The following is a 26,430-nucleotide window of genomic DNA, read 5'->3' as shown; positions in this document are numbered from 1 at the left end:
TATTACTTCCGACGGCCAAGGCTGTAGTCCTCGACCCGTTGCATTGCATCGCGGCAGGTGTTGCGGCCTTCGCGCAGTGTTTCCACGGCTTGCCGCATGAAAGACCGGCCCGCATACGGTCCCAGTTTGGCCTCTGCCTGTTCCAACTGCTCAATCGCTCTGGCCAGATGAACCTTGGCCCGGTGGGCGGCTTCCTGTGATTGTGAGCGGCGTGCGCCGACGGGTTTTGTGGTGGCGGGGTCTATGGGTGTGCGTCGCATGTCAAAGCCTCCGAAAGATGAAACCGGATGCTTCGCAATTGAGGCGCACCCATGTGTAATTTTCGAACCCCGGCCCGGTTGGGCTGCCGTCTGGGTTCCTGATCCAACTCACGCGCCCGACTGGCAGAAGGTTGTCCACGTGGGTGGCGACCTCGGCGAAATAGCGATTTGCAAGGACGTCGTGCGGGATCAGCCACCAACTCGGCAGGGGCCAGTCGCAAGCGGCACGCAAGATCGGCATCAGCAGAGCGCGCTCGTAGGGCGGGTTTGTGGCGCTGACGTACCGGGGCACCCGCGTGCGGGCGTCTCCGACTTCCACGTCCGCTGTGCGCGGCTCTATGTCGAAGGCTTCACCACAGGCCACGCCCAGTTCGGTCAGATGCTTGATAAGCGACCCGGCACCGCCGCAGGGCTCGGTGTAAATCCCGCCAGATGCGCGCAGGATCGGCGCGATTGCGGCAGCCGGTTCGGGTGGCGTGTCGACCAGATTCTTTTTGTATCCGGTCAGCTTGGTTTCGCCGCGTTTGCTCATTTGCAGAAATCCTTCAAATCGCTGACCCCGTCCAGCAGGTACGACCGCGCACGCGCCGCTCTGGTGCGCTCACGGCGCAGGTTCGGGGTGTTGTGCAGGGCGAGTAAGGCCAAGGCGCATTCAAGCCGTCTGGCGGCGTCCTCGTAGTGCATGATCACAGACTGCATGTCGCTTTTCGCGGCCTGAATTTCGATGTGGGTTGGTTCGGTATTACCGTTCACAGTGCTGTCCTTGTCAGACGCGGCTCTGGTCGGTATCCTGTCGGTGCTGTACCTGTGGATACTGGCCCCCAAAGCCTAAGGTTTCCATTGAAGAGAAGGCCCGGTTTAGTCGCCGGGTCTTTTCGCGTTTTTCTCTGCCGCCTGTTCCAGATCGTCCAAGGCCTCGCTGAGTTTGCGGTTGGCTTCGGCCATGGGTGGGCCGACCCAGTTGCCTTGCAGGGCGTTGGCTTCAATGATGCTCTTGAACACCGCTTCAGAGACTTCCAGCGCGTTGCGCAGGGCAGCCTGTGCGGTCTTGATCTGGCCAGCGATCCGTTTCTGGTCCTTGTCGGTGTAGAACCGTCTGGTGTTGCTCACGCTGCCGTCTCCGCTGGTGGTTTCGGGTTCGGGCTGTTCATGCCGCGCCCCGGTCCCTCGGCCTCGTCTACGGCCACCTGCGCGACAGGCAGATATTCCCGCACGCGTTCGGCGGCAGCGTCGCCATAGGCCAGTGCGATATTGTCGATTGCCTTCTGGCGCAGGACGGGCTTGTCCTTGGGTAGCTTGGCGACGGCCACGGCCAGAGCCTCGGCAGGATCGCCGCAGATCACGGAAGACACTTTGCTTTTCAGGAAAGGCCAGCGAGGCGTTTTGAGGGTAGGGACTTTGACCGGGAAAACCGTCTGTGTGACCGCGTATGCGATCTTTGACAGAGGCCACTGCACCGGCAGGGTTTTTACGGGTTCCATAAAAAAGGGCTCCACACTTGTTACGATGTGGAACCCAGCTAAACAGATTCGGGGGCGGCTGTTTCTACAGCCACTCTACAATGAGATTTTCGCTCCTTTCGCCGTCGTAAGACCTAGTTTTTTATGGTCCAAACCGTCGCCCTCTAGGCGCGTGCGCAGCCGCCAGACGGCTTGCTGCATGGATTTTTGCGCCTTGTCTGGATCGTCGCCCGATTCGTTCCAAAGTGCGTCTGCCAGAACGTCCATAAAACCTGCGCGGACAACCTCAAGATCGCCCTGTGGCAGCATGTGAGGCCCCAACTTGTCCAGCATGTTTATGAACATCAGGGCGGCACCGTCTTTCTTGCGAGTGTAAGCGGGCCACGTGTTCAGCCCGCCAGATATGTCCGACGCCATGGCGAACGCCTCCGACATTTCAGTGAACGTGACCTCTTGGCCCGTCGATGTGGTTGCGATCATTTCAGCACCCTCAAAGTTGTCTTCGGTCATGCCTCAATCCCCACGACGTTTTCACCGGATGCCATGGCGGCAGCCTGATCAATCAGACCGCCCCACGCGTCCATGGCCTGACGCTTGGCGGGCAGTTGTTTCGACAATTGGTAAACGCCCGTGATCCCGCCGCGCGTTGCGCTGGCCTTGTGGTTCAGGATCAGGTCACAGGTGCTTTCAGCGGCCAGACCGTGTTCGGCAAGCTGGGTTGCCAGCGTCCGGCGCACATCGTGCCACGTCCAGCCGTCCCAGCCCTCTTGATCCAGTTCACGGTCAAGGATGCGACGGGCTTTCGACCAGCCCGAAAACGGGGTGCGGCCCCTGTCGCCGAAAACGTATTCGCCCTTGTGACTGTCCATCGCCGCGCGGATCGCGGCCACGGCCCGGTCATTCAGCGGGACTTGGTGCGGGTCGTCGTTCTTGGATTGCTCGGGCTGGATGTTCCACAGGCGGGCGTCCAGATCGACGTCAGCGCGGCGCATTCCCCCAACCTGATTGATACGCTGGCCCGTCGCCAGAATGGTTTGCAGAACCCCGCGTGCGCGCTTGGACGCAACCGGCAGGTTATCAACTGCGTTCGCCACCTGTCCCAGTTCGGACAGGGACAGCACACGGGCGCGGCGTCTGGTCTGTTCGGTCTTCTGACCGGCCAGAATGTCGTCGTCCGCATATCCGCGTTCATGCAGCCATTTGGTGAACGGCTTCATGACACGCAGCGACGCGGCAGCGGCAGAGGGTGCGGTTTCCCGTTTCAGGTCCAGACGGCGCAATACGTCGGCCAGTTTGACCTCATGCGGGCGTTTTGTCTTGAACGGTTCGATCACCCACGCGATCTGGTTCAGGCCGTCCTTGCCGCGTTTCTGGTGCTGCAAGCGGGCAGCGTCATAGGTGCCCAGCGCGGCCTCTAGCGTCGGCGCTTCTGCCAGACGCTTTTCCTCGGCCTTGGCGGCGGCACGTTGCTCGGAAACGTTGACGCCAGCAGCGGCAGAGGTTGCCACAGCAGCCAGTTTGACCTTGGCCACCTTGCGCGCGTCGTTCAGGTCCAGACCGGGCCAACGGCCCAGCTTGTCGCGGATACGTTTGCCGCTCACCCGATAGCGCAGGAACCAGCTTGCGCCGGTCTTGTTGCCGATCAGTTCCAAACCCGGCGTGGTCTTGTCCCGCCATGTGCCCCGGCCCGTATCCGGCAGGGCCTCTTTCAGTTTCAACTTGGACATTGCTGTACCCCCAAATTATTCCGGTGTGTCCCAAATGTGTCCCGCTCTGGGATATGATGCGTTTCGATATGTTTCGATATGACGTCGCATTTAGGCAATAATTAGGGGGTCTACAAGGCCTACAACCTGCAAAGCAATGATATTTTTCGATATGACTAGATACGTCTAACCGGCTTGGGACACCCTTAAACCTGATTTGTAATCAGTAGGTCCGCGGTTCGAGTCCGTGTGGGGGCACCAAACCAGACTCAGAAGCGTTGCAATCCGCTAACGCTCTGAAAGGTAAAGTCAGTTTCACGGTTCGAAATCCTTGTTTATGGCTATAAACCGCTGGAGCGGCAAAGATCATTCGAAGCATAGATTTTCGCCATTCGAGCGTTGACTTTTTCCATATATCAAAAGGGCTTGAGAGAATCCGCATTGCCGGTTCGAACGCATCTGAGAAGTCTGGGCTGTTTTGGTCGAATTCTCTTAATTTGTGCTCCTCATGGGCCTTTTCGTTGTGTAGTTTTTCTAGCTTTCTCTCCAAGGCCGAAGACACAACTTCCACCTCTGTGTCTACGTACTTGTCAGTCGTTTTTTCAATTTCACTGTTTATCTGAGAGATTCGCTTTCTGCGCTCCTTACGTGACTGTCTATCCTTGAGCCTCCGAAGCTCCCACGCATCTCGTAGCATTTGGGAAAAGACCTTCACGAAACCAGGCTCGGGTTGAATCTGGCCTAACAAGAATTCGAACTCACCTTCAATCTGCTCTCTTCGAATTGACTTTCCGGCCCTGCTGCATCCGTATTTTCGGCAAATGTAGTAAGGATAGTGCTTTGATCTTCCTCCTGACCAATTCGCGGTCATGAAGTTCCCGCAAGCTTCACAAAGGACGAACCCACGGAGAGGAAAATCCTCGCTGACATCTTGCCGGACACGAGCCACCACCTTCCCATCCAAACGCTTCAGAATCTTCTGATGTTCCTCATAAGAGATCAGTGCAGAATGCTTTCCTTTGGTGAGTGGAATTCTCCACTTGAGGTTGCTGTAGTGCCCTGCATATATCGAGCGCCGCAATATCGCTGAAACGTATGAGTATGTAAGTCTGCTTTTCCCGATAGAGCGCATGAATGTAGGATCATTCTCGAGGAACGATTTGGCTTCTCCCACAGTTTCGAAGCGACCAGCGGCAAACCCTGACAACAACTCTGATAGAATGGATGCCACGGGCTCGTCCCTTACAACCTTTTTTCGCCCTCGATTGTCCGAACGAACATACAGGTAGCCAACCGGCAAGCGGCTGAAGGAATAGTATCCGTTCTGGCATTCGCCCTTATATCGCGTCCAAATATGTCCACTACCTGATCAGCCGACGATGGGTGGCAAAATACAGAAAACACCAATGCAACGATTGTGGACGCAAAGAAGCTCTTAGACATGTTTCAGCAATCCGGTTCTGCTAACCAGGCAAAACCCGAACACTGTATTCTCTTGGCGCACTTAGAGAAGAGCAAAGCAAAGCCAACATATGATCGTCGGAACGATTGCTGCCTTAACCAAACCAGCGGGGGACACGGCGTTGCCAAAGTGACCCTTCAGGATGGATTGGCCCGCTGGGTTGGGGGCATTGGCGATTACAGTGAGGCCACCTCCGGTTACCGCCCCGGCGACAACGGCGTATTTCAGTTCGTCTGTAAATCCAGGAACGAGCGTAGCCAAAAGGGTAATCGCAGCATTGTCGTTGAACGCAGTGAGAACAGTTGCGCCAAGCATCAGCTGCACGGCGTTCAAACTCTGCAATACCGGCGCAATCCACCAACCTTGAACACCACCATGGATAACGAGGCTTGCGAGGAAGAAACCGACGAGCATCGCAGGCTGGAGCTTTATCTCGTTCTGATATTCCTCGGTCACCTTGGCGAAGCCCAGGAAAAACAGGAAACCGAGAATGAAAAAGGCGGCATGGTGCGAGTTCACAATCGTCCAAGCCATAAAGCCCAGATGGGTCACCGTTATCCAAGTTGGAACTAAATCTTCTCTTTTGTCCCAGTCCGGGTCGTGAAATTCAGGTTGTTGATCGACCGGCAAAAGAGAAGGCATTTGCTGACGCAATCTGTATAGCGCCACCTCATCGAAACGCCGGTGTAAGGCTTCTCGAACAAGCTCAGGATCAAGACCTTTCGCTTCCAGCTCAGGTATCAGTTTGGCCGAAGCTCGTTTCTGAACCTCATCTACGAACTGTCTGACACCTTCCTCAATTTGTTCGCTGGCATTTTCGCGAGCTTCAACAAACTCAGTTGCCTCTTTCCACTCCCGTTCGACCAGATCCCTTGGTACATGAACTTGCGCGATTTCTTCCTTGAGCAACCGAACCGCAAATTCTTTTTGCAGATCGCGAAGTTCCGACCGGAATGCGAAGAAATACAGTGTGTTGGCTATCAATATACCGATGATGGCTTTCCAGCCGAAGTTGCTCAACATAAAGCCGGTGCCCCAGTCCCACGGGCCGGCGACCATAAGCACAGGAGGGGCTGCAAAGTGCGTCAGAGTTCCACCAACTGATACGTTTACAAACAACAGTCCCAGGGTCGCGTATTTGAGCCTGTCAGAGGGGCTGAGATCGTAGAACCGCTGAGACAGCAATACAGCTGAAATTGTCATCGCGGCGGGTTCCGTGATAAATGATCCAAGCAACGGCCCAACGGTCATTACCGTTATCCAAAAGGCCGTGAGGGTGCCACCAATCACGCTTGCAATACGCAGCATCAAGCTCTCGGCGAGTTTAAGAATTGGTCGTGTCGAAGCGAGGACCATTATGACTATGACGAAGGCTGCTTCGTTCAAATTCACGCCGTGGTTCACGTATTCGACGACGGTGGGCCAATCATAAAAAAGCACGATTGAAATGACTAGAGGAACGACCCAAAGACCGAAGATGACCTCTACCTCACCGAAAAAGTGGTAAATGCCCGCGCGAATGTCGCGTGACTTTTCATCGAGCTCGCCACGGGCCACTTTCTCTGCATGTGCGTGGTGGAGCTGTTCGCTCTTCTCCATGAATTTGGCCGCCATAAAGGTGTGAACTATCGCGCCAAAGAACAGAAGTGTTGCGACAATGTTGAAAGGAGCCTGAGAAACTCGATGCGCGAGGATAGCTCCGACACCTTTCATATCAGCATCACCGTAGGATTCGAAACTCGGGGGGAAATTGCTATTGCCCGAAGCGGCCGCCGCGTGAACAGGATCGGCCAAAAGCGCTAAAAACAGCGTGCAGAGTGTCGCGGCGCATACGGTATAGAGAGCATTTATTGTCAGTGTTTTTTGCATTTCGTCCCCCAATGCCAATGGCTTTTTTCGATCATTCGGTTCGTTCGGGATGTACTATCCATTCATGCGCCGCCCTTGACCAAGACGCGGCCGATTGCCGTGACCGCGATTGCTGCAACAAAAATTCCAAGAAATTCGGCGAGAAGCTTTTCATTGCCGATTGCGTGCCCGGCTTCTCCGACCGCGCCAATCGGATAGGTGAACATGATCGCGAAGGCCCCAACTAAGAACCCGATGTTCACCCAAAGAAAGGCCAGCGCTACAAATGAACAGACTGCAATCACAAGCTCGTAGGCGATCAATCCGGGAAATAAGAAGCCGATGTAAAAACCTACTATCGCGCCGCCTACGCCAAATATCATTCTGCCTATTCCCGCTTGCAGTGTCTGTTCCGCGGACGGGCTGATTATGTTCAGAGAAGCTTGGGCCATGATCGTTGGGTCTGAAGACAGAATGCGACCGCCAACACCAATCCCGATCATCATCGTTGCAGATAGAATTCCGGCATAAGGAAAGACGATCCCAAGAGGCGTGCGTTCTTCGACAGGCCAATCACGATCCCAACTGTAACCATCGATCCGTTGGCCCTGCAAAATCCAGAAGATCAGAATTCCGCAGCATCCAACGACATGCCCTTCGATTGTGTCGTACAAGCCGAGGTTTGCTGAAAACAGTGGAGACAGAACGTACCAAAACACCAGAACATAGCCGACGAGATACCAGAATACCCCGAACCGCAACGTCAATACTGCGACGAACGAGATGACGCCAATGATCAATACCCGGCCAACCTCACTTGAAAGAGATGCGTGCCCAACAAAAGAGAGAACGCATCCTGCAACCAAGTAAGCCGATATCGCAGCAATGCCGCTGGGGACGTGCCTGTGCTGCGTCAGAAGGAGTGGAAGCCAGGCCAAGAGAGCGCTCAGACCCGCCGTCATCCACGCGGCATCCCGAAACTGTGCCAGGTTCATGACAACGAACGATACGACTGCGAACCAGAAGCCAAGTTTGAGATCAACTTTGGACCAGTCAAAGCGCATCATGAGCAGCCACCGGATCGACACGCTATGATGCAAATCGTGTGCCAGCTCGGCCAAGACCGTTCAACCATTTGCGCCTCCGGGGTTTGAGTAAGCCCTGGCGCGGCTAATAAACCCGACTACGGCAAACACGGCAGCGACATACAAAGCGCCTGTGCCGATTTGCACGACCCGATCCAAAACCTTGTCAGTGGCCATGACGCCCTCTTTAGGAAGTGTGCCGCTCAGCAGGAGTACAAAGCCAAAGCATGCACTCGACCATGCTGCCGCAATTGGAGAGTGTCCGAAGGTCTGTTGTGCGAACACGTACATGACCAGGAACACCAAAGCGGACATCATCGGCAGCGAAGGGACCATGACAAGGATTTCGTAGACAACGATTGTCGCCAGCCCGGCCAGCACAAGATTGGCGACAAGGTAAGTGAGGAAGGACTCTCGGACGCCAGAAATAGTCAAGGAAAGCGCAAAGATCGTTGAATAGATCAGGACCAGAATGTCGGTCAGGCCAAAGACCAAAAAGACTGCCAGCAAAGTGGCTAGGATTAGTCCGAGCGTTACCGAGATTTGTGTTGCATCCAGATCTGAATCCGAATGTCCGTGTGCCGGTGGAACATCCGCTGGCGGCCGAATGATTGCGAACGCAAATGTCGAGATCAACCATGCAACGAAGAACGAGGTCATCGCACCAATCGTTGCGACCAATGCAAGCTCGGGCCAGATCAATACCAGGACTGGAATTACAGTGCAGCCAACCAGAAGACCCACAAAGATGATCAAGTGTTCACCCGTTGTCAGCACAAAGCGAAACAGCAGGATGAACAAGAAACCATAGGTGAGTACCATGACTGCCGGATAGCCCGACAGAAGCAGTGCTGTCAGAAACCCACCGGCGAGTGCTACCATGGCAATTATGATTGTTCGCAAACCAAACCAAAAAGGCATCGCCTTGGCATCTTGAAGCAAGGCGACGGCACCGGCAGATGCAAGCAGCGCGACGGGCCACTGGTAAATCTGCGAAAGCGTAAAAACGACAGTGACACCCAAAGCCAGCCGAAACGCTCTTCGATTGCGGGATTCATATGATGGAGGCGCTGCGGACATGCTGAGTAAGCCGACTTAGTACAGGTAAGACAGGTAACTTACGAACCTGATCCAACCCTTGGCCAAGGTATTCCAAAACGGGTTGTCACCCGTATAGACCACCACAGTCGCTTGCGAATTGTAACGGAGTCCGGGCTGATCAAGACTGTCTGCCGGTGTGTAGTTCGTAGTTTCTATAATCACAGAAAAACGTTGAGGATCGCGCAACCACCCCTTTGGTTTTGATGCGGTTGGAAGATCGCCAAGATCAACTGTCTTTCCTGACGAGACACCCCATGCGGTACTTTTGACCTTCCCTTCAAAGACCCGTCCCGGAAAGGCATCAAAGGCGATTTCGGCTTTGTTGCCGGGTGCAAGCCGCGTCAGGTTGTTTTCGGTCATGAAGGCCTCGACCCACTGATCCTCGATTGAAATCAGGGTCATCAAGGGCGCACCAGCATTTGCAAATGCCCCTTCGTCAATCTTCAGCCCACCCACGATAACGTCCGCGGGGGCGACAAGATCTGTCTTCTCAAGGTCAAGGCGCGCATCAGCAAGTTTCGCGACTGCTAATCGGAGGCGTGGATTGTCCTCACCCGCGGAGCCAAGTTGCTCTCGGGCGCGTTCCAACTCGGATTCAGCTGCGGAAACGGCGGCTTCTGCGGTCAAAACTGCTGCACGTGCTTCGTCGCCGCGCGCTGGAGCGTAAATTCCTTTTTCCTCCAGCGTGAAGATGCGGGCAGATTGCGCTCGGGTTTCTTCCAGAAGCGCCTGAGCCTTTGCCAATGCTGCGGTTGCTGTGGCAACAGAAGCAGTCGAGGCACCAACGGTCTGTCCGGCGGCCTCCAGCTCTGCTTCAGCCGCTTCAACTGCATTTTCAAAGCGCGTTTTTTCTATGGATGCCAGCGTCGTGCCAGTTGGAACGAGCGTGTTCTTTTTAATCGAAATGTCAGCGATGTAACCCGATACTTCGGGAACTACCGCAATAGTGTAACCCTGTACCGAGGCATTGTTAGTTGTCGGGGTGATCCTGTCGCTAAATACATACCAAACAAAAATTAGCAGTATGATTACCGCGACGATTGGAACTGTCCATCCTGGTCGCTGAAGCTCGTGGTCAGAGTCCGCCATATCACCTCTCTCATCGTTAGTAAGCTCACCGAGGTTGGCTTTTTTTGCCTTTGGCAGAACCAGTTCTAATAGATCGCCTACTGACGGAATTGGTTCAAAGGCACTTCGACGAGCGACTTGCTGCAAAACATTTAGGCATCTGAATATCTACAATACATGATAGTTCTGGTCATCAAGCTTCGATTTTTGATGAAAATCATCAGGTCGACGGAACTCTGTTGCGGTTCCATGTCATAGTAACGAGGTGGAAAATGAGCCTTGCACTTTCCGAGGGTCGAACATGAATGGCCCCGCGCAGCCCTTGATCCGGTTGTCTACAGCGAGACCGATCTTGAGCACGCTGGATGCTGTCTATGCCGACACCGATGAGCTGCTAACACGCTTGGGCATTTCAAGATCCTCGTTCGATGACCCCGACGCGTATATCCACGCAATTGTCATGTACCAGCTGTTCGAAGAGGCGGCTGAGGCCACAAATGATATTCATCTGCTGGGGAAGCTTGGCGTGAAGATGGCGGTTTCAAACTGGCCACCATTGGTCGACGCTGCCAAAGAGGCGAAAACGCTCGGCTCCTTTCTGACGGCAGTCGTTATCGCTGCGACTGAGCATTCAAGTTCAACCGAGCACCACTTGGACATACATGGCAAGTCAGCGCTTATGTCCGGGAAGCGGTATTTTGAAACACCTTTCGTTCCTGCTCAGATAGACGCGTTTTTTGCCTGCTTATTTTCAGAGATTGTCGCAAGGAGTGTCGGGAGTAAGTGGTCCGCTGCCAATACGATGATAACCGTAAGCGACCCCAATGCATTACCGGATGACTTCAAAGGTTCCAAACCTATCAAAGGGGACAGGTTTGGGCATCGCGTAGCGTTTCCCGCTGAGTGGTTGAACTTGGAGTTTTCAAAGGAAGGGTACTTCCAAGTCCCCGTAGATGACGGTGGTGAACGGAAACCTCCTCGATCACTTACCGAGAGTGTCAGCGAAGCCCTTAGGCCGCACGTGGATGCGGGCTTTCTAAGCAACAATAAAGCAGCTGAAATTTTTGGCCTATCCGAGCAGCAGCTTGCTCGGAAGCTAAGGAAAGAGGGCACGACCCTTGGCAAACTGCTGGCGGAACTGAAGCGCAATCGCGCGGAAGAATTGTTGAAGGAAGGCGATCACAGTGTGACGCAAGTGGCCGAGATGCTTGGCTACTCTGACGCGACAAGCTTCGCGCACGCATTCAAGGGGTGGACCGGAATACCTCCGAGCAAAATTAAAAAGGATATCTGATCTAACTTCTCAAATTCAAAGACTTGGAAAAAACCAATCCTAACAAAACTGACAGAAATTCCATTGCTTGGACGGGGACACAATACACCATGGAAATGCTTGATCCGATAGAAATTGACAGCTTTGGTGCCGTTACAATCGGTATATTGGTCTATTTTCTTGGCGCACGGTTGACCCGCCGTTACGCAGTCTTGTCCAAGTACAGCATTCCGGAGCCAGTCAGCGGAGGCCTTTTGGCGGCCATTCTGGCTTTGCTTGTGGTTTTAGCCACTGGCCGTGCAATCAGCTACGAACTAAGCGCCAGAGACTTTTTGTTGGTCTACTTTTTCACGACAGTTGGTCTAAACGCCCGTTTCGCTGATCTGATAAAGGGTGGACCCCTTCTTTTGCTCATGCTTGGGCTCACGATTGCTTTTATGCTCGTGCAGAACGTGGTGGGCATGATTGGTGCGCTTTTGTTCGGCATGCCTTCACAAGCAGGCGTGCTGTTGGGAACCGCATCCTTGATTGGAGGCCACGGCACAGCCATTGCCTGGGGCCCAACCATAGAAAATAGCTACCAAGTTGTCGGCGCTTCCGAACTGGGAATAGCCACGGCGACCGTTGGTCTGATCCTGGCCAGCGTTCTGGGTGGACCCATTGCCCGTTTTCTCATTCAAAAGAACGACCTCAAGAGTGTCGACGACGCAGAAGAAGAAGTTGCGACGGTTGCGGAGCCAACTACCGATCAACCATCGACAGTTACTCATGTCGATCTGATGAATTGTGTTCTGTGGATTCACATCGCTATTGCGATTGGCTACTCCGTGTTCGAAGCACTGGAGGCAGCAGGGGTCAAGCTGCCCCTGTTTGTGCCGTGCCTCTTAAGCGGCATCGTACTGTCGAACTTGTTGCCGCCCTTGTTTCCAAAGCTCAAATGGCCCGCGGGTACGCCGGCAATGAACGTGATCTCCGAATTCAGCTTGTCAGTGTTTCTGGCAATGTCGCTGATGAGCATGGAGTTGTGGACCCTGGCCAGCAGTGCGGGAGTTTTAATCACGACCATGCTTTTGCAATCCGTCGCGGCCGTCGCGTTTATTATTTTCATCGTGTTCCGCCTGATGGGAAAAAACTACTTCGCAGCCGTCATATCAGCGGGGTTCGCCGGTTTCTCTTTGGGTGCAACGCCAACCGCCATCGCAAACATGACAGCAGTTACCCAGCGCTACGGACCATCACCAGTTGCGTTCATAGTTTTGCCGTTGGTCTCTGCGTTTTTTGTGGATCTGGCCAACGCGATCATCATTCAGTGGTTCCTTGGATTCGGTTGAATCCATAATTCGTGTGCCTCCGTCGTCAGGCAAGGAGAGCTAAATGGCGTTTAAATTTCGGCTTTAGCACTAAAACAGAAATGGGAGGTCGCTTTGACCTCCCATCTACGGTGAAATCGGTAAACTTTGTGGCGCCATTACTCATGGCCTTGAGTTTCATAGGAATTACGCACAAGGATCAGACGGCCGCATGGGCAATGATTTCGTTGAGTTAAGACGATTACACCATTCAAGAATAGAGACGAGGTCGTCATCAACATGGATGGGAACTTCAGCAAATTGCTAGTGGTTCGTATTAACGAAGACTTTGACCTGTCTCACAAACTTGTCGACCGAGAGGACATACCCAAGAGAAAGGGGGTAGTCATAGTCAAATGGGCTGACATGTAGTCAGGCATGCAAGGAGTCACTATCCTTTTCTTGTGACAAGTGACAACTGCACAAGGTCAACCAATGAACACTGCATCTAGGGAGTGCCGGTCATCTGATTTATTACTTTTGACCAGTCCGCCAGTTCCTCCAAGATCTGGTTCGAAGTTTGTTCGTTTGGGGGCACCACTTTAAATCATTAAAAATATTAAATTTCATCGTGTTAAAGCGCATTCGCTGGATTCGAAGGTGACATGCAAGGTGACGCTATGCATCTAGTCGTCGCTGAATTTGGAGCGACTTTGATCTCAGCGAAGTACGTTACTCAGAAGAAAGTGGGTGGTGTTTACTACTTTCTTAGGGGAGTTTAGGAAGATATGCGTCGCACCTCTCGGTTGTTGCCGGCGGCGCAAGGCGTTCAAAATGTCGAGAAGTCGAGCGACGTGCAGCCGCTTTGGGCTGGGTGTCGCGACCAACACGAATTGCAGAGAAACTTTGTTGATCTACTCGCTCTTCGTCTGGGATGGCAACTCGCCAAAGAACATCCTGTAGTCGCGTGCGAACTGTCCCATGTGCCAAAATCCGTGCCGGTTGGCAGCGTCGGTTATTGTGCCCTCTGAGTGCCCTGCAAGAAGGTCTTCACGAACTCGGTTCAACCGAAGCCGCAAATAGTATGACTTGGGGCCTTGTCCGAACTGTTCTTTGAACGCGCGATCCAGTGTTCGCCAGGACGCCCCGCTTTCCTTGCATATCTCTTCTATCGATTTTGGCTCTTCCAGATTGACGAACATGAGGTCGATTGCACGGCCAAGAACGCGCCGTCGGGTATCGACCTGACTTTTGTCGAAATGTGCTTCGTTGTCAGTCAGGATGTTCAGGGCGTCAAGCATCAGAGTTCCCTCAGTCTCTTGAGACCATCGCGCATCGGTACAGGTAAGCAAGTGGGATACACGACGCTCCAACTGCATTAGGCTGGCTAAGCCTTCTTTTGAGCTCAATTTTCGAGCATCCGGTTTGTCGCCATCCAGGTGAAATCCACAGGTCTCAGCCAACTTTTCCAGCCGCCGGGTTTCAAACGAAACAACATTGCCCGTAAATCCGGCCGTAGAAACACCATCAAACCCGTCGCTATCTCCAAAAGACAAGAATGCGCTATCGGTTACGTCCTTTGTTTGCCATCTTTCGACAGCACCCTGTGATGGAATGCCAAATGTTATCCATCCGCTTGGAGATACACCCCGCTGGTGTACACGTTGATTCATCGCGATGTTCAAAGCGGACACCGAGTGCCCTGAGCGCACTTTTATTCTCGTAGACAATCGACCTGGGTCAAGCTGTCGAAAGTCGATCTCCCAAGGTGTAAAGTCACCGATCATATTGGGATGGTCAAAATCCAGCGCGATTGCCGGTGCCACCCCTTCCCATCTGGGGGGGGCAGTATTCTGCAAATTTGGCGAATTTTTGATGTGGTCCATTTACAGAGCCTGACAGTTTACCGGTAATGTAGCTAATTCGATAGGCGAGGTGTCAAGTGACTGGGGGGTCCTCAAACGATACGACTATGGGTCGCCCGCGGCTTGCTGAAGCCGATGCGCGGTCAGAGCGGGTCGTGACGTTCCTTACGCCACCTGAGCACCAACGCCTTTTGGAGTTGGCGCAGAGATCAAAGCAATCGCTCTCGGCCACGTGCCACGCACTGATTGTTCAGGCCATGGAATCCATGAGTACTCAAGGGGGATCTAAGAGTGACTAACGTTACACAGAAGATTGGTATCGCTGCCTGTATGCTTACAGTGCTAAGTGCGGTGCCAGCGGTCGCACAACAAGACGCAATTGTGCATGATGGCGAGTATGAGTTCCTGCGCGCTCAATTTGGCGAACAATGGGATGCGCAGGACACCGAGATTGAAGCGAGGTTGGCGGAAATCCGGGACGCCAACGGCGGCAAGCCACCGAACTTTCTGTACATCCTTATCGATGACATCAGCTTCGGCCAGATGGGCGAGCGCAAGATGAACTACGTGATGGGGATAGAAACCCCGAATATCAATGATTTTGCCAGCGAAGGCATATCGTTGATGCGTATGTACACCGAGCCCTCTTGCACTCCAACGCGTACGGCCATGTTGACCGGACGCCATCCGATCAGGGCCGGTGTGGAAGAAGTGAAAGTTGCTTTGGTCGGGGAAGGGCTGCCTGCCAGCGAAGTGACGCTGCCGGAAATCCTGAAACAGGCGGGTTACAATACAACCCACGTCGGAAAGTGGCACCAGGGCGATATCGAGGAGGCCTACCCGCACAATCAAGGCTTCGACTGGGCGGCTTTCCCGTTGCATCAACAGGTTCAGCTAAGCCTGATGACGCGCGAAGCGATGCAAGCGAATAATATGCTGGGATACCATGCGTCCGGACAGAACAATGCGTTTCTATTGGATGAGCGGTTCAAACCCTACGGTTTGGTAACGGGCGTCGAGGCGGAAGCAGGCGGGCCAGCGCGCGAGGTCGAAATGGCTGTGGGTGAAGAATGGACTCAAGCCAAGTATGAAGAGATGAACGAACGCTATCAGGCACAGGCGATCGAGCAGCTTGAGCGCGTTGCAACCCTGGATGAACCGTTTTTTCTCCAATACTGGCCGCTGTATCCGCTGAACTTTGCCTATCCCGATCAAGCACTGTCGCGTAACGGAGGGTTTCACGCGGACAAGTTGCAGCTTCTGGACGGCTGGATAGGTGAGGTCCTCGCCGCGCTGGAACAAACCGGCGAGGCGGACAACACCATAGTCATGATCATGGCTGATAACGGGTTGATGTACCATTACGAAGGGACATCCGGCTTGAACCAGCTGATATACCGGGGGGGCAAAACCCAACACCTCGAAGGGGGGGTGCGCACTGATGCGTTCATTCGCTGGCCCGGTGTGATTGAAGCTGACAGCGCTGCTGGTGACATTTTTCACGTCTCGGATATCTACACCACAATCGCGCGTATCGCGGGCGCTACGGACTATATCCCGCGTGACCGGGTGATCGATGGCATCGACCAGACAGCATTGCTGCTGGAAGGTGAAGGCAATGGGCGCAGAGACTACGTTTATGTGTACGAAGGTCCGGTCCTGCGCTCGGTCGTAAAGCAGGAGTTCAAGATGCACCTGCCGGCACCAGGCGCACCCGGAGCCGCAGCACCCACTTACAACATCTATCGCGACCCGCGCGAGCAGCATCCGCTGGTGGGGTACTCGCTTTGGGCCGGCGCGTCGTTTCAGGACATGATCAAGCGCCACCAGAAGATGATCGCCAAGTATCCGAACTCTGAGATCGGCAAAGACATCCCTTACGGCGGTATCGAAAACCTGCGCCCCGAAAGCGAAGAAGCACGACAGGTCTTCATGAGCTGGCAAGAGTGAAGCCCCAAGGGCGCGCGGGGCTGTCCACGCGCGCCTCAAAGGTAACGAAAGTGCATCGCGATGAGTAGCCAGCACATCAACAGGTCAATGTCATGATTGAAAGAACCACACCAACCCAAAGACAACATCTGGCCGTCACAAGCGTTGCCCTTTTTTAGGCTGGTCAGCAAATGGGAATGCGCAAGACGCGGACTGGGATTTCACAGGCTACCTATACCTCTGGGGCCCGGCACTGAGCGGCGAAACAACAACCGGTCGCAGCATTGACATCAGCTTCAGCGAAATACTCGACAATCTCGATTTCGCATAGATGGGCGCGGTCGAGGCGCGGCGTGGCAAATTGTTGGTTTTTTGCGGACACGTTGTATCTGGATCTGAGTGATGACCAGGACGCCGCCGTGGGTCCAGGCATTCCAGCCAATGCGGATGCCGAAGTGCGCGGGACAGTATTTTCCGACTCTGTTGGCTATGATCTTGTCGACAGCACTGACACGCAGGTCGCCGTTTTTGGTGGGTTTTGAGCCAACCAATGTCAGACCTCGTCGATCTACGCGGGGCAAAGACATCAAAGACCTAAGTCCTACACGGCAATGGAGAGAGACATGAACCTGGTTAGATCAATTGGCGTTACCCTCCTTCTGATGACGGTTGGCACATTTCCCGTCATCGCGGATGAGGAGCGGGCTGTTCCCCTGGAAGGTGTCCTCAACACCCGAGACCTCGGTGGCTTGAAAACGGAGGACGGTCGCGTTGTACGTGCGGGGCAACTCATCAGATCCGGCGAGATAGACGAGATCAGTGAGCGCAGCAAACAGCGCCTGGACGACATGGGGGTCAGCGCAATTGTTGATCTCAGAACCACATCCGAAGCGACGGCCCACCCGGCGCAATGGCCAGAAGGGGAGGGACCCAAACGCCATAATTTCCCTGTGATGGAAAGTGAAAGTCAGATGATTGAAGACATGCGCGCCAGCATAAAGTCAGGGACGGCCACCGCGGAGGGAACAGATGCCTTGTTTGCCGGTGCCTTTGGTTACATCGCAACGGATTATACAGACGAATACCGCGATCTGTTCGACGTTTTGCTTGGCCAGCCGGAAGGGGAGGCAGTTCTATTTCATTGCTCCGGCGGGAAGGATCGCACCGGTGTCGCGACCGCGCTTGTCCTGACCGCGCTTGGTGTCACAAAGGAAGACATTCAAGCCGATTTCATGATGAGCAACGTGCTTAAAGATGCTGACAACAAGGCCGAACAGATCGCGGCGGAAGTCAATGCGGCTTACGGCACAAATATGACGGCAGCAGCCGTCTGGCCTTCGCTCGGGGTTCGGGAGTCCTATCTCGACGAGTTCTACAACAGCGTTGAAAAGAGCTATGGTTCGGTCGAAGGCTACCTTCGCGAAGGTCTTGGTCTTACAGATGAGGACTTGGACTCTCTACGAAACAGATACCTTCAATGAGGCTACCCTCTCCTCCCGCAAGTAGAGAGGGTCCGCCCCAAAGATTCCCCCAGGGCTGTTAACAAGTGGCTCGGGTGGTGGGGGCATAAACGGGGGCATTTCCCGGAGCGTTTAGCCCCAAGTGCCTGTCGTCGTTCCATGTTCTGATGAACTGGCTGGGGTGGTAGGATTTTTTGTCAACATGTTGAAAATTAACAAAATAAAGGAAATGGGGTCAATGGGTAGTGTTCGGAAATTGGTTTAAGTCCAGTATTGTGCCTCACTTTTCTGCTTTTGACTTTGTGTTTGCACTTTGTATGTCCGGAACGGACCGAGCGAGTAGCCTTAGATTGGAGGTACGGCACGTACGGTGACCAACTGCCTGGCCGCCATCCTTTCGCGATGTATCATATACAGCCCCGCACTGATGATGATCGCAATGCCAAGCAGGCTAAGCGTGTTCGGGAAATCATTGAAGACAAGATAGCCGAACAAGGTTGCGACCGGCAGCTCAAAATACTGCAGCGGTGCCAGCGTGACGGAAGGTGCAAAAGACAGCGCATAGGTCATCATCATGTGGCTCACCGTCGCGAAAAAGCCAGCGCCCAAAAGCCACAACAACGCGATATCTGTCGGCCAAACGGGATCAAACAAATCAGAGCCGGAACCTTGCGCAACAATTAGAGCTGGAATGCAAACCAGGCTGGCGATCAGGCCGGTGTGGAATTGCAGGGTCACAGGGTGCACCCGACGCGACAACCCCCGGGTTAAAAGAATGTAGAAAGCGAAGGCAACTGCCGTGCCAAGCGGAATAATAGCAACAGCGCCGAAAGCTGCGAAACTTGGCTGGATGACGAACAACACCCCGACAAACCCCACAAGCGCCGCGCCAACGCGACGCGGGCCAACGGCTTCTCCAAGATAGATCTTGCCGACCAACAAGACGATGAAAGGGGCAACGAACACGATTGCCAGCGCATCGGCAAGGGGCATCACCCGGATCGCGGCAATGAAGCAAAATGTTGCGAACACCAGCAGCAATGAGCGGAAAACCATCACCATCACCTGATCTTTCGCCACGCGCAACGACAGTCCCATTATCCAGATGAAAGGCGCCATTAGCACACATTGCACCACAAACCGAGCAGCCGTAATCTGCCCAACCGGCACACTGGTCGACGCGAGTTTCGCAGACACATCCAGCAAAGGAGCGGTTAGACAAAACCCCAGCATCAGCGCAACGCCAACAAGGGTGCGATCCGGAGATTGAGGTATGGGTTCGGCAGAGGTCATCGTTTCATTTAGAGATGTCGCCAAATGCTTGTCTGTTCTCAATACGACGACAGGCAAAAGTCCCGCAATCCACGAGTTCGGGTTGAATTGGATGTAGCGCTCGTGGCGAATTTCTCCTCTGAAGGGCCGCACAGCCGCATCAGGTGGCCGGGCCAAAGGGCAGCTAAGGGCCGTTCACAAACTTCTCGATTTAGACTTAGAATTTTGAGATTTTCACTGCCAAGTCGACCTGAAGACGTCGAAGCACGCAATCAGCATGCCGCCTTACATAGCCTGTAACGTGTGGGTGAGGCCGTTTCGGATGTGATCCTCCAACAGTTTCTTGGCCGTGTCGGTGTCTCTGGCCAGCGCGGCATCGAACATGCCCTTGTGCTCCTTGACCGCCTCTTCGCCGCGATAAGTCAGCACAAGCATCTGATACCGCAGGTACTTGTCGTAGATGATTGAATGCAGAGACAGAAGGTTCTTGGAGTTACAGGCTGCGATCATCGCTTGGTGAAACTCCCAATCATATCGTTTCCAGGTTTCTTTCTCGGACTCGTCGCCTTTGAGAAGCTGCTGTTCCATCAGGTGCAGTTTGTGGTGTGCGGCAACAAGGTTGCCTTCCCAGTCTGTGTCGCCATTCGCGATGGACAACTCCAACGCGTGGCATTCCAACAAGACTCGCAGCTCTGATATCTCGGTCAGGTCTTCTCGTGAAACCGGTGTGACCAGGAACCCCCGTTGCTCAGGAGCTTCGACAAATCCGTCGCTGGCGAGCCTGTTCAGCGTTTCACGAAGTGTCGAAAGGCTTGCCGAGTAGCGTTCCTTCAAGGCGTCCAGCTTCAGTTTGGAGCCGGGCTGCAACTCCCCGAAGATGATGTCCCGCTTGATTCGCTGATAGGTGCTTGCACCTATCGTAGACGGCTGTTTCGCCATGCGTTTCACCCGATATTATCAGTTTCCTCGTTCAATTAGCATTTTCCAGAGACATCAGCAATCCAAACTGATGTATGGTAAAAATAAAAATATCATACATTATTGCGGAATCGCGAAAACCCCAATACGGTCGTGGCCAAGTTGGGCAAAGCAGCCCGATCGCAATCATCGGTTTCGGGATTCGCCGGGCCCTCCGGAAGGAAGCAAAGTGTCTAAGAACTTTCGCATTGCCATTGTCGGCATTGGTCTTGTTGGACGCCGCCACGCGGACGCTATCCGAGCGTTGCGCCATGTTGATCTCGTCGCGGTGGTCGACCCCAGCGATGAAGGTCGTGCTTACCCGTCACCGGGTCGGTGACGGTCCACCGCATGAGCCATTGGCCCGGTTTCTTTTCAGTTGCTGTTGCCATTAGCTTGCATCGACAGCGACACGTGACTGATTGTTCGTTGATTGATTGTGATCTGATGTGACGCACGCACAGTGACGCACACACCATCCATCCCCATCACTATCTTCACGCAATGCAACGATGATGACTGATCACTGATCGATGACGTGACGATGTATATACGTTTGATGGACGGTAGCTGATCGATCTAGGGCGGGGGTCGAGTGAAGCATCGATAGGGAGTTCGTCACCGGCGTGGGTCCAAAACTTTTCGTGCTAATTTCAGATTTGACCGGGGTTCACGCAAAAATCTTGCAATAGATAGTAATTTGACGCCACAATAATACCGTTGGAACACACTGATTCAGGATGATTTACGCGCAATTAGACAGGATTTGCACGAATGCCCCGTAAACAGCACAAGACACGCAATGACAGCCTGACCGGCTTACGACAGGCCGCACAGGCCGACGAACCCGCCAGCGTGGCTGTGCCGGATGTGGCCGGATTGGAAGTGTTGAACGATCTGGGCAAGCGTACGTTTGCGAACCTCTATCGATCCGCACCGGACAAATGGACCGAAGCCGATCTGAACATGACCGTTGAACTGGCGTTCGTGACGCAGCAGATGGCCGACAACCGCATCCTGTGCATGATGACACCCGCCATCGTGACGCACGTGAACGGATCGTCAGGACGCAGCCCGATCCACGCACATCAGCAGGAACTAAGCCGACAGATGCAGGCACTGGCCCGCGATCTGGGATTGCGCACCAAGGATGGTATCGCCTTGGCGGCATCATCGGTCAAAGCACCCGACACAGCCAGCGCCAGCCCCGACACACCCGACAATGTGACCAGCTTCGAAGACTTCCTGAATAACGCGATCAACGGGGGGTAATGTGGTCCACTTACCGTCGGACATCACCGAAAGCGAAATGATCCTAGCCAACGGTGGCAAGCCGCTCGAATGGCCGAACGATCCGTTGCAACGGATCGCCTATGTGCTTTGGCTTCGGTCGAACCTTCAGACCTTCGTTGAACAGGAACGGATGGACCAAGCGTTACTGATTGGATCACACGGCAACCAAGACACCGCCCACAAAGTTCACACGGCTTTGCGCACGCTGGCCAAGATCAACGGCTATCACATTCACCACGGCTGGCCGACCGGGTTGGAAGGCATCATCAAACTGATCAAGACCGACCCGCAAGACTGGCCAGCCACGCCGCAGAAATACGGGTTGATCTGATGACCAAGCGCAAACGTGAGAGACAAGCCAATGCGAAGACATCACCTAAACCACATCAGCGCGGATGGCCGCTCAGAGCGGCGAACCGGTCATCCGACGAAAAGCCTCAGATGACGGCAGTGAGCCCGAAGCAGACTCCAGTTCACGACACCAGACGAATTCAGGTTCAGAGAATTGTCCGCGAGCCGAGATGGTCTGCAAGCTGATCAAAAACCAACCTGATCCTTCGCGCTGTTTGTAACTCAGAGTGTGTGGCCAACCAGATAGGAAATTTGAATGGCTCGCGTTCGGGCAGAACACGCTCCACACCGGGTGTAAGGGCCGCCACATCGTCTGACATAACACTAATGCCGAAGCCTTGGCGCACAAGCTCCCATGACACTATCCCGCTCTGCGATCCAATCCGAAAATTCTTGCGGGTTACTTCGATGCCAGCCGGATTGAGAAATCCAATCATCGTGTCAACATCGCCAAAGCTGACGAAATCCAACTTAGCAAGTTCGTCTTCATTTCGTGGTCGCCCAACCTGTTCGAGGTATGAAGGGGCAGCGTAAAAATGTGCCGTCGCTTCTGACACGAGCTTTGCAATCAGGTCCGGCTGTGTCGGGCGCACATGCCGAATTGCGATATCTGCCTCGCGCCGCTGTATGTCTCGTATGTCATTTGCTGCGACAACGTCGATTTCAAGCCGCGGTGCCGCGATCCTGATCTGTTTGAAAATAGGCGGTAGCTGATAGGCCGACATCACGTCGGAAGCAGTGATCCTGACTTGCCCTTCAACTGCTTGTGACTGGCTTGTTGCGGTCAGAGAAATTCTGTTCGCGACATTTGCCATTTCACTGACATGCACCAAAAGCTCAGCACCGGCTGTTGTCAGATTAAGCGACTTGCCAACCCTTTCAAACAAGGTGACGCCTAGCGCCTGTTCCAGCGCGGCGACCTGACGACCCACGGTTGGCTGGGTCTGTTCAAGCACGCGCGCCGCGGCAGAAAACGAGCCTTCTTCTGCCGTTGCAAGAAAAGACCGAGCCTGGTTCCAATCGAAATTGATTGCCTTCCAATTCATGCATTAATGCATAACAGTTCTGCAATATCTGGCAATTTAATAAATTGGCGTTTTAAGATATTGGCTGCGGTGACGCCAAAGGAAAAGAGAAACGATATGGCTACATTGTCCAAAGATGCCGCATTTTGGAGCAAGATTTCGCGCAAATATGCGGCTGATCCTATCCGAAATATGGAAGGGTATCTGAACACGCTCGAACGTACAAAGTCCCACCTGAAAGCCGAAGACAGCGTGCTGGAAATCGGCTGTGGAACGGGGTCGACCGCGTTGTTGCTGGCACCGGATGTGGCTCAAATAACTGCCTCCGATCTCGCACCGGGGATGATCGAAATCGCTAACGAAAAACTCGCTGAAGAAGAGCTGGAGAATGTAACGTTCAAAGTGGCCGAGGTTCTGCAGCACGATCCTAACGACGGTTCTTACGACGCTGTCCTCGCACATAATCTGCTGCACCTTGTTCCCGATCTGGGCAAAGCACTCGAACACATTGCGACCCTTACAAAACCCGGTGGGGTATTCATTTCCAAAACCGTCTGCGCTCCGGAGAGTGGAGGGTTGAAATATGGCATGATCAGCCGAATAGAGATCCCGATTATGCAGTTGCTCGGGAAAGCTCCGTTCGTAAATTTTGTGTCCGTAGCTGAACTCCAGCAAGCCATTGAACTTGCGGGCTTCGATATCGTCGAGACGGCGGATCAAGCCGGGTTATTGCTGAGCCGGTACATTGTCGCGAGAAAGTCGTAAAAAAAGCATTCGCGCCATAATTATGTGCATGCAAGGGACAGCTCGGGCCATCAAATGAGTATAATGATGAAAGATGGGATTTCATTTGCACGCCTTTCGGAAATCGATCCGAATGACATTGCGGTTCATATGTCCGACCCCCGGGTAGCAGAGCATATGCCGCTTTTGACGTTCAAATGGAGTATCGAGGTCGCAAGAGAGTTTATCGCTAAGAAGGAAGGCTACTGGGCGCGGGACGGTCTTGGACATTGGGCGTTTTTGTCAGGCGGTCAGTATGTTGGTTGGGGGGGCTTTCAAAAAGAAGATGACGAGTGGGATTTTGGGTTGGTTTTGCGGCCCGACGCCTTTGGCCTTGGGAAACGGATTTCCAAAATGGCAATCGACTTTGCGATCGCTGACAAACGTATCCCCTTTGTCACGTTTCTGTCGCCACCAAGTCGAAAAAATCTGGGTGCGCTCCGGAAACTCGGCGCCAAACACATAGGCGAGATCGAATACGAAGATGCTCAGTTTCTCAAGTTTCGCCTGGATACGGAGTGAACTCCGTTCTTCCTGATTTTTCCCGGTGGTGCGCCATACACCCGTTTGAAGGCTTTGTTGAACGCAGGCTCTGACAAGTATCCGATGTCAGCGGCAATCTGCGAGATAGGTTGATCGGTGGACACCAACCTTTCTCTGGCCAGGTGCATACGCCACGTTGCAAGATACTGGATTGCCGGAACACCTACCAACTCAGTAAACCGCGCCGCGAAAGCGGATCTGGACATACCAGCAACCTCCGCGAGTGACTCGACTGTCCAAGCTGCAGCAGGCGCACGGTGAATTGCGACTATCGTGCGCCCGATCTGCGGGTCTCGCGCAGCTTTTAACCAGCCTCGATCCGCATCGGGTGCGCTGTTCAACCAACGACGAATGGCCTCAATGACAACCACATCGGCCAGTCGTGTGATCACGGTTTCGCCGCCCGGTCTCAATTCCCGCGCCTCTTTTGCGATGAATTGCAAAGTTGCCTGTAACCAGCTTCCGGCGTCCTCCTCCCACGGGTCGATTTTGAGTACATCTGGAAGCAAGCGCATCAACATATCACTGGCGGCGTGATCTATTCGGACCAAGCCGTACATGATGCCCGTCTCCGCGCCGCCGCCGCCGTATTCCAGTGTTTCATAAAGCTCGGTTACCTTGCGAATAGGCAACTCCTCCAGCGTTAAAAGCGGCGTGTCTTCTGAGCTAAAGAAACCGACCGGAGCTCCGTTGGTCATCAAGACAAGATCGCCTTTTTCGACCTCGAACGGGTCATCGTCACCGACCTTCATTAAGCACCGCCCGTGTGTGATGACCGCAAAGCTCAGTACACCGGGAAATCCCGGTATCGATACGCCCCAGGGTGCTGTCATGCGAGACTGGCAATAGAATGTGCCAGTGAGTTTCAGAAGATGAAGGATTTCCCCCAGCGGATCGCCGATCGGCTTTGCCAGTGCATCTGGGTCAGGGACATGTGGTTCAACCTTGTTCATGTCGCGACTTTGGCTGAAATTTGGCTCTTCGTCTATGCTTTTAGGACGATTGGATAATATTAATGGATTTTGAAGAATAGAATATCTCAATTGACTGTCTAATTTCGGGTCATCAACTGAACTCATGGAGATGACCAATGACACAGCAAACCATTCTTGTACTTGGCGCAACAGGCAAAACCGGATCGCGGATCGCGACACGTCTGGAAGAAAAAGGGCAGACAGTCCGGCGCGCATCGCGGAACAGTGAAACGCCATTTGACTGGGAACAACCGCAGACCTGGCCCGCAATCCTGGAAGGCGTCTCGTCTGCTTATATTTCTTACTTTCCTGACATCGCTTTTCAAGGTGCGGTTGAGCAAGTCGAAGCCTTCACAGCATTGGCTCGTGAAAAGGGATTACGGCGTTTTGTGCTGCTAACCGGGCGTGGCGAGTTTCATGCGCAACGAGCGGAAGCAGTCGTACGCAATTCCGGAGTTCCGTTCACTATCGTTCGTGCAGCATGGTTTGCCCAAAACTTCTCTGAAGGGGCATTGCTTGGTCCGGTCATGGCAGGTGTCTTGCCAATGCCCGCCGGCGATGTACGCGAACCAATCATCGACGTGGACGACATCGCCGATGTTGCCGTAGCTGCTTTGACAGAAGAAGGACACGACGGCGAACTTTACGAAGTCACGGGACCACGTCTCATGACGTTTGCCGACATGGCTGCAGAGCTTTCGCGCGCAATGGGCAAGACTGTGCAATACCTGCCCATTTCATTCGAAGACTTCCACGCGGAAATCGCGCACGCGAATGGCGAGATGATTGCTGATGTGATTACGGACATCGCGCGTGAAACGCTGGACGGGCGCAATGCGAACCTCGGGGACGGGGTCCAGCGTGCGCTTGGACGCGCGCCACGCGACTTCGCCGACTTCGCAAACAAAGCTGAAATGTCTGGCGCGTGGACCAAAGCCGCTTAAGCCAAGCCAAAGGACATTGGAGACAATCATGAAACTTGAACTTAAACGCAGACTTATCTTGGGTATGTCCGGATTAACGGCATTTGCCATAGGTCTGGCCATCACTCTGGACCCACAGTCTTTCTACGCCAACTACGGCATCGTACTCTCGCCGCAGCCAAACCTGATGAGTGAGTTGCGTGCACCTGCTGCCAATCTCGCGGTACTTGGCCTGATCATTTTGTGCGGAGCATTTTACCAAAAGTTAGTCCAGGCCTCAGCCTTGCTTGGGGCCACGGTTTTCTCAGCTTTCGCCGTGGGCAGGACAATCAGTTTCGTCCTCGATGGTTGGCCATCCGAAAACATTCTTGCCGCATTTGCGATAGAGGTTTTGCTTGGGGTGTTGTGTTTGTGGGTTGTCGGTGGAAATGCGAAATCTGCAGCGCCGGCCTGAGACGGCTTTGTCCCGCAGAGCGGTCGCTCGCGACATTTCGGCGAATGAC

Annotated in this window: 29 protein-coding genes; 12 read left to right on the top strand and 17 right to left on the bottom strand. The window is 53.8% G+C overall.

The features are described from left to right. Positions 1–2 precede the first annotated feature (2 nt). From GS636_RS06715 to GS636_RS06660, 12 genes are all read right to left on the bottom strand, one after another. Positions 3–260: a hypothetical protein gene (locus GS636_RS06715; RefSeq protein ID WP_171668892.1), complete on the bottom strand. Its 258-nt coding sequence runs from the start codon at positions 258–260 to the stop codon at positions 3–5. 1 nt (position 261) lies between these two features. Then, positions 262–792, bottom strand: a complete 531-nt coding sequence (locus tag GS636_RS06710; protein ID WP_171668891.1) for a hypothetical protein — start codon at positions 790–792, stop codon at positions 262–264. Continuing rightward, complete coding sequence (locus tag GS636_RS06705; protein ID WP_171668890.1) at positions 789–1,013, bottom strand: hypothetical protein; 225 nt, start codon at positions 1,011–1,013, stop codon at positions 789–791. Before GS636_RS06705 ends, GS636_RS06710 begins: the two co-directional genes overlap by 4 nt. A gap of 105 nt (positions 1,014–1,118) precedes the next feature. Beyond that, positions 1,119–1,370 (bottom strand): hypothetical protein, encoded by a 252-nt coding sequence (locus tag GS636_RS06700; protein ID WP_171668889.1) that lies wholly within the window; start codon positions 1,368–1,370, stop codon positions 1,119–1,121. Further along, positions 1,367–1,741 (bottom strand): hypothetical protein, encoded by a 375-nt coding sequence (locus tag GS636_RS06695; protein ID WP_171668888.1) that lies wholly within the window; start codon positions 1,739–1,741, stop codon positions 1,367–1,369. The genes GS636_RS06700 and GS636_RS06695 overlap by 4 nt, the downstream gene beginning before the upstream one ends. A gap of 75 nt (positions 1,742–1,816) precedes the next feature. Continuing rightward, positions 1,817–2,230: a hypothetical protein gene (locus tag GS636_RS06690; RefSeq protein WP_171668887.1), complete on the bottom strand. Its 414-nt coding sequence runs from the start codon at positions 2,228–2,230 to the stop codon at positions 1,817–1,819. Further along, on the bottom strand, positions 2,227–3,447 hold the full coding sequence (locus tag GS636_RS06685) for an integrase family protein (protein ID WP_171668886.1): 1,221 nt from the start codon (positions 3,445–3,447) through the stop codon (positions 2,227–2,229). The genes GS636_RS06690 and GS636_RS06685 overlap by 4 nt, the downstream gene beginning before the upstream one ends. Before the next feature lie 202 nt (positions 3,448–3,649). Then, positions 3,650–4,657, bottom strand: a complete 1,008-nt coding sequence (locus GS636_RS22645; protein WP_171668885.1) for a zinc ribbon domain-containing protein — start codon at positions 4,655–4,657, stop codon at positions 3,650–3,652. A 273-nt stretch (positions 4,658–4,930) separates the two neighbouring features. Then, on the bottom strand, positions 4,931–6,757 hold the full coding sequence (locus tag GS636_RS06675) for a putative Na+/H+ antiporter (protein WP_171668884.1): 1,827 nt from the start codon (positions 6,755–6,757) through the stop codon (positions 4,931–4,933). Positions 6,758–6,819: 62 nt separating this feature from the next. Beyond that, entirely contained in the window at positions 6,820–7,803 is a 984-nt protein-coding gene (locus tag GS636_RS06670) for a hypothetical protein (protein ID WP_171668883.1), read from the bottom strand. Between the two features lie 60 nt (positions 7,804–7,863). Continuing rightward, entirely contained in the window at positions 7,864–8,901 is a 1,038-nt protein-coding gene (locus tag GS636_RS06665) for a DUF2955 domain-containing protein (RefSeq protein ID WP_171668882.1), read from the bottom strand. A 15-nt stretch (positions 8,902–8,916) separates the two neighbouring features. After that, on the bottom strand, positions 8,917–10,011 hold the full coding sequence (locus GS636_RS06660; RefSeq protein ID WP_171668881.1) for an HlyD family secretion protein: 1,095 nt from the start codon (positions 10,009–10,011) through the stop codon (positions 8,917–8,919). A gap of 331 nt (positions 10,012–10,342) precedes the next feature. On the opposite strand from GS636_RS06660, the gene GS636_RS06655 reads away from it, so the two are divergent. Then, the gene (locus GS636_RS06655) at positions 10,343–11,284 is read left to right on the top strand and encodes an AraC family transcriptional regulator (protein ID WP_171668880.1); all 942 of its coding nucleotides are present in this window, start codon (positions 10,343–10,345) and stop codon (positions 11,282–11,284) included. An 89-nt stretch (positions 11,285–11,373) separates the two neighbouring features. Continuing rightward, positions 11,374–12,594 carry a sodium/glutamate symporter gene (gltS, locus tag GS636_RS06650; RefSeq protein ID WP_171668879.1) on the top strand — a complete coding sequence of 407 codons (1,221 nt, stop codon included), beginning with the start codon at positions 11,374–11,376 and terminating at the stop codon, positions 12,592–12,594. Positions 12,595–13,466: 872 nt separating this feature from the next. Here gltS and GS636_RS06645 read toward each other — a convergent pair. Then, the gene (locus GS636_RS06645) at positions 13,467–13,853 is read right to left on the bottom strand and encodes a helix-turn-helix domain-containing protein (protein WP_171668878.1); all 387 of its coding nucleotides are present in this window, start codon (positions 13,851–13,853) and stop codon (positions 13,467–13,469) included. Between the two features lie 855 nt (positions 13,854–14,708). On the opposite strand from GS636_RS06645, the gene GS636_RS06640 reads away from it, so the two are divergent. The 3 genes from GS636_RS06640 (at position 14,709) to GS636_RS06630 (ending at position 17,827) form a co-directional block, all read left to right on the top strand. Continuing rightward, positions 14,709–16,367, top strand: coding sequence for a sulfatase-like hydrolase/transferase (locus GS636_RS06640; RefSeq protein ID WP_371808697.1), 1,659 nt, complete (start codon positions 14,709–14,711; stop codon positions 16,365–16,367). Between the two features lie 332 nt (positions 16,368–16,699). Further along, positions 16,700–16,888, top strand: coding sequence for a hypothetical protein (locus GS636_RS06635; RefSeq protein ID WP_171188274.1), 189 nt, complete (start codon positions 16,700–16,702; stop codon positions 16,886–16,888). A gap of 120 nt (positions 16,889–17,008) precedes the next feature. After that, positions 17,009–17,827 (top strand): tyrosine-protein phosphatase, encoded by an 819-nt coding sequence (locus GS636_RS06630; RefSeq protein WP_171668877.1) that lies wholly within the window; start codon positions 17,009–17,011, stop codon positions 17,825–17,827. 324 nt (positions 17,828–18,151) lie between these two features. On the opposite strand, the gene GS636_RS06625 is transcribed toward GS636_RS06630, so the two are convergent. Both GS636_RS06625 and GS636_RS06620 read right to left on the bottom strand, forming a co-directional pair. Next, a complete protein-coding gene (locus tag GS636_RS06625; RefSeq protein ID WP_371808705.1) occupies positions 18,152–19,099 on the bottom strand; it encodes a DMT family transporter in 948 nt (315 codons plus the stop codon). A 264-nt stretch (positions 19,100–19,363) separates the two neighbouring features. Further along, positions 19,364–20,017: a GntR family transcriptional regulator gene (locus tag GS636_RS06620; protein ID WP_171668876.1), complete on the bottom strand. Its 654-nt coding sequence runs from the start codon at positions 20,015–20,017 to the stop codon at positions 19,364–19,366. Between the two features lie 208 nt (positions 20,018–20,225). Here GS636_RS06620 and GS636_RS06615 point away from each other — a divergent pair, with 208 nt between their 5' ends. The 3 genes from GS636_RS06615 (at position 20,226) to GS636_RS06605 (ending at position 21,659) form a co-directional block, all read left to right on the top strand. Continuing rightward, positions 20,226–20,375 carry a Gfo/Idh/MocA family oxidoreductase gene (locus GS636_RS06615; RefSeq protein ID WP_216602841.1) on the top strand — a complete coding sequence of 50 codons (150 nt, stop codon included), beginning with the start codon at positions 20,226–20,228 and terminating at the stop codon, positions 20,373–20,375. A gap of 434 nt (positions 20,376–20,809) precedes the next feature. After that, positions 20,810–21,307, top strand: a complete 498-nt coding sequence (locus tag GS636_RS06610; RefSeq protein WP_171188251.1) for a hypothetical protein — start codon at positions 20,810–20,812, stop codon at positions 21,305–21,307. Between the two features lies 1 nt (position 21,308). Then, on the top strand, positions 21,309–21,659 hold the full coding sequence (locus GS636_RS06605) for a hypothetical protein (protein WP_171188248.1): 351 nt from the start codon (positions 21,309–21,311) through the stop codon (positions 21,657–21,659). A gap of 166 nt (positions 21,660–21,825) precedes the next feature. Here the strand turns inward: GS636_RS06605 and GS636_RS06600 are convergent, their stop codons facing one another. Further along, positions 21,826–22,725, bottom strand: a complete 900-nt coding sequence (locus GS636_RS06600) for a LysR family transcriptional regulator (RefSeq protein ID WP_171668875.1) — start codon at positions 22,723–22,725, stop codon at positions 21,826–21,828. Positions 22,726–22,821: 96 nt separating this feature from the next. On the opposite strand from GS636_RS06600, the gene GS636_RS06595 reads away from it, so the two are divergent. Together GS636_RS06595 and GS636_RS06590 are read left to right on the top strand one after the other, a co-directional pair. After that, on the top strand, positions 22,822–23,469 hold the full coding sequence (locus GS636_RS06595; RefSeq protein WP_171668874.1) for a class I SAM-dependent methyltransferase: 648 nt from the start codon (positions 22,822–22,824) through the stop codon (positions 23,467–23,469). A gap of 66 nt (positions 23,470–23,535) precedes the next feature. After that, positions 23,536–24,009: a GNAT family N-acetyltransferase gene (locus GS636_RS06590; protein WP_171668873.1), complete on the top strand. Its 474-nt coding sequence runs from the start codon at positions 23,536–23,538 to the stop codon at positions 24,007–24,009. On the opposite strand, the gene GS636_RS06585 is transcribed toward GS636_RS06590, so the two are convergent. Further along, positions 23,976–24,983, bottom strand: a complete 1,008-nt coding sequence (locus GS636_RS06585; protein ID WP_171091917.1) for an AraC family transcriptional regulator — start codon at positions 24,981–24,983, stop codon at positions 23,976–23,978. The genes GS636_RS06590 and GS636_RS06585 overlap by 34 nt on opposite strands. Before the next feature lie 137 nt (positions 24,984–25,120). Between GS636_RS06585 and GS636_RS06580 the strand changes: the two genes are divergently transcribed. Next, a complete protein-coding gene (locus tag GS636_RS06580; protein WP_171668872.1) occupies positions 25,121–25,948 on the top strand; it encodes an NmrA family NAD(P)-binding protein in 828 nt (275 codons plus the stop codon). A gap of 28 nt (positions 25,949–25,976) precedes the next feature. Further along, positions 25,977–26,381, top strand: a complete 405-nt coding sequence (locus tag GS636_RS06575) for a DUF4345 domain-containing protein (protein WP_171668871.1) — start codon at positions 25,977–25,979, stop codon at positions 26,379–26,381. The last annotated feature ends 49 nt before the right edge of the window (positions 26,382–26,430 follow it).

The sequence above is a fragment of the Ruegeria sp. HKCCD4884 genome (assembly GCF_013110855.1).
Classification (GTDB): Bacteria; Pseudomonadota; Alphaproteobacteria; order Rhodobacterales; family Rhodobacteraceae; genus Ruegeria.
Note: the sequence above shows the minus strand (reverse complement) of the source record. Positions and strands in the feature narration are given on the sequence as shown.

Coding starts and splice junctions, on each gene's coding strand:
- GS636_RS06600 (WP_171668875.1), bottom strand. CDS start 22,725: ATGAATTGGAAGGCAATCAATTTCGATTGGAACCAGGCTCGGTCTTTT.
- GS636_RS06575 (WP_171668871.1), top strand. CDS start 25,977: ATGAAACTTGAACTTAAACGCAGACTTATCTTGGGTATGTCCGGATTA.
- GS636_RS06660 (WP_171668881.1), bottom strand. CDS start 10,011: ATGGCGGACTCTGACCACGAGCTTCAGCGACCAGGATGGACAGTTCCA.
- GS636_RS06625 (WP_371808705.1), bottom strand. CDS start 19,099: ATGACCTCTGCCGAACCCATACCTCAATCTCCGGATCGCACCCTTGTT.
- GS636_RS06610 (WP_171188251.1), top strand. CDS start 20,810: ATGCCCCGTAAACAGCACAAGACACGCAATGACAGCCTGACCGGCTTA.
- gltS (WP_171668879.1), top strand. CDS start 11,374: ATGGAAATGCTTGATCCGATAGAAATTGACAGCTTTGGTGCCGTTACA.
- GS636_RS06645 (WP_171668878.1), bottom strand. CDS start 13,853: ATGCTTGACGCCCTGAACATCCTGACTGACAACGAAGCACATTTCGAC.
- GS636_RS06590 (WP_171668873.1), top strand. CDS start 23,536: ATGAAAGATGGGATTTCATTTGCACGCCTTTCGGAAATCGATCCGAAT.
- GS636_RS06665 (WP_171668882.1), bottom strand. CDS start 8,901: ATGTCCGCAGCGCCTCCATCATATGAATCCCGCAATCGAAGAGCGTTT.
- GS636_RS06715 (WP_171668892.1), bottom strand. CDS start 260: ATGCGACGCACACCCATAGACCCCGCCACCACAAAACCCGTCGGCGCA.
- GS636_RS06675 (WP_171668884.1), bottom strand. CDS start 6,757: ATGCAAAAAACACTGACAATAAATGCTCTCTATACCGTATGCGCCGCG.
- GS636_RS06690 (WP_171668887.1), bottom strand. CDS start 2,230: ATGACCGAAGACAACTTTGAGGGTGCTGAAATGATCGCAACCACATCG.
- GS636_RS06580 (WP_171668872.1), top strand. CDS start 25,121: ATGACACAGCAAACCATTCTTGTACTTGGCGCAACAGGCAAAACCGGA.
- GS636_RS06595 (WP_171668874.1), top strand. CDS start 22,822: ATGGCTACATTGTCCAAAGATGCCGCATTTTGGAGCAAGATTTCGCGC.
- GS636_RS06685 (WP_171668886.1), bottom strand. CDS start 3,447: ATGTCCAAGTTGAAACTGAAAGAGGCCCTGCCGGATACGGGCCGGGGC.
- GS636_RS06670 (WP_171668883.1), bottom strand. CDS start 7,803: ATGATGCGCTTTGACTGGTCCAAAGTTGATCTCAAACTTGGCTTCTGG.
- GS636_RS06710 (WP_171668891.1), bottom strand. CDS start 792: ATGAGCAAACGCGGCGAAACCAAGCTGACCGGATACAAAAAGAATCTG.
- GS636_RS06585 (WP_171091917.1), bottom strand. CDS start 24,983: ATGAACAAGGTTGAACCACATGTCCCTGACCCAGATGCACTGGCAAAG.
- GS636_RS06630 (WP_171668877.1), top strand. CDS start 17,009: ATGACGGTTGGCACATTTCCCGTCATCGCGGATGAGGAGCGGGCTGTT.
- GS636_RS06695 (WP_171668888.1), bottom strand. CDS start 1,741: ATGGAACCCGTAAAAACCCTGCCGGTGCAGTGGCCTCTGTCAAAGATC.
- GS636_RS06620 (WP_171668876.1), bottom strand. CDS start 20,017: ATGGCGAAACAGCCGTCTACGATAGGTGCAAGCACCTATCAGCGAATC.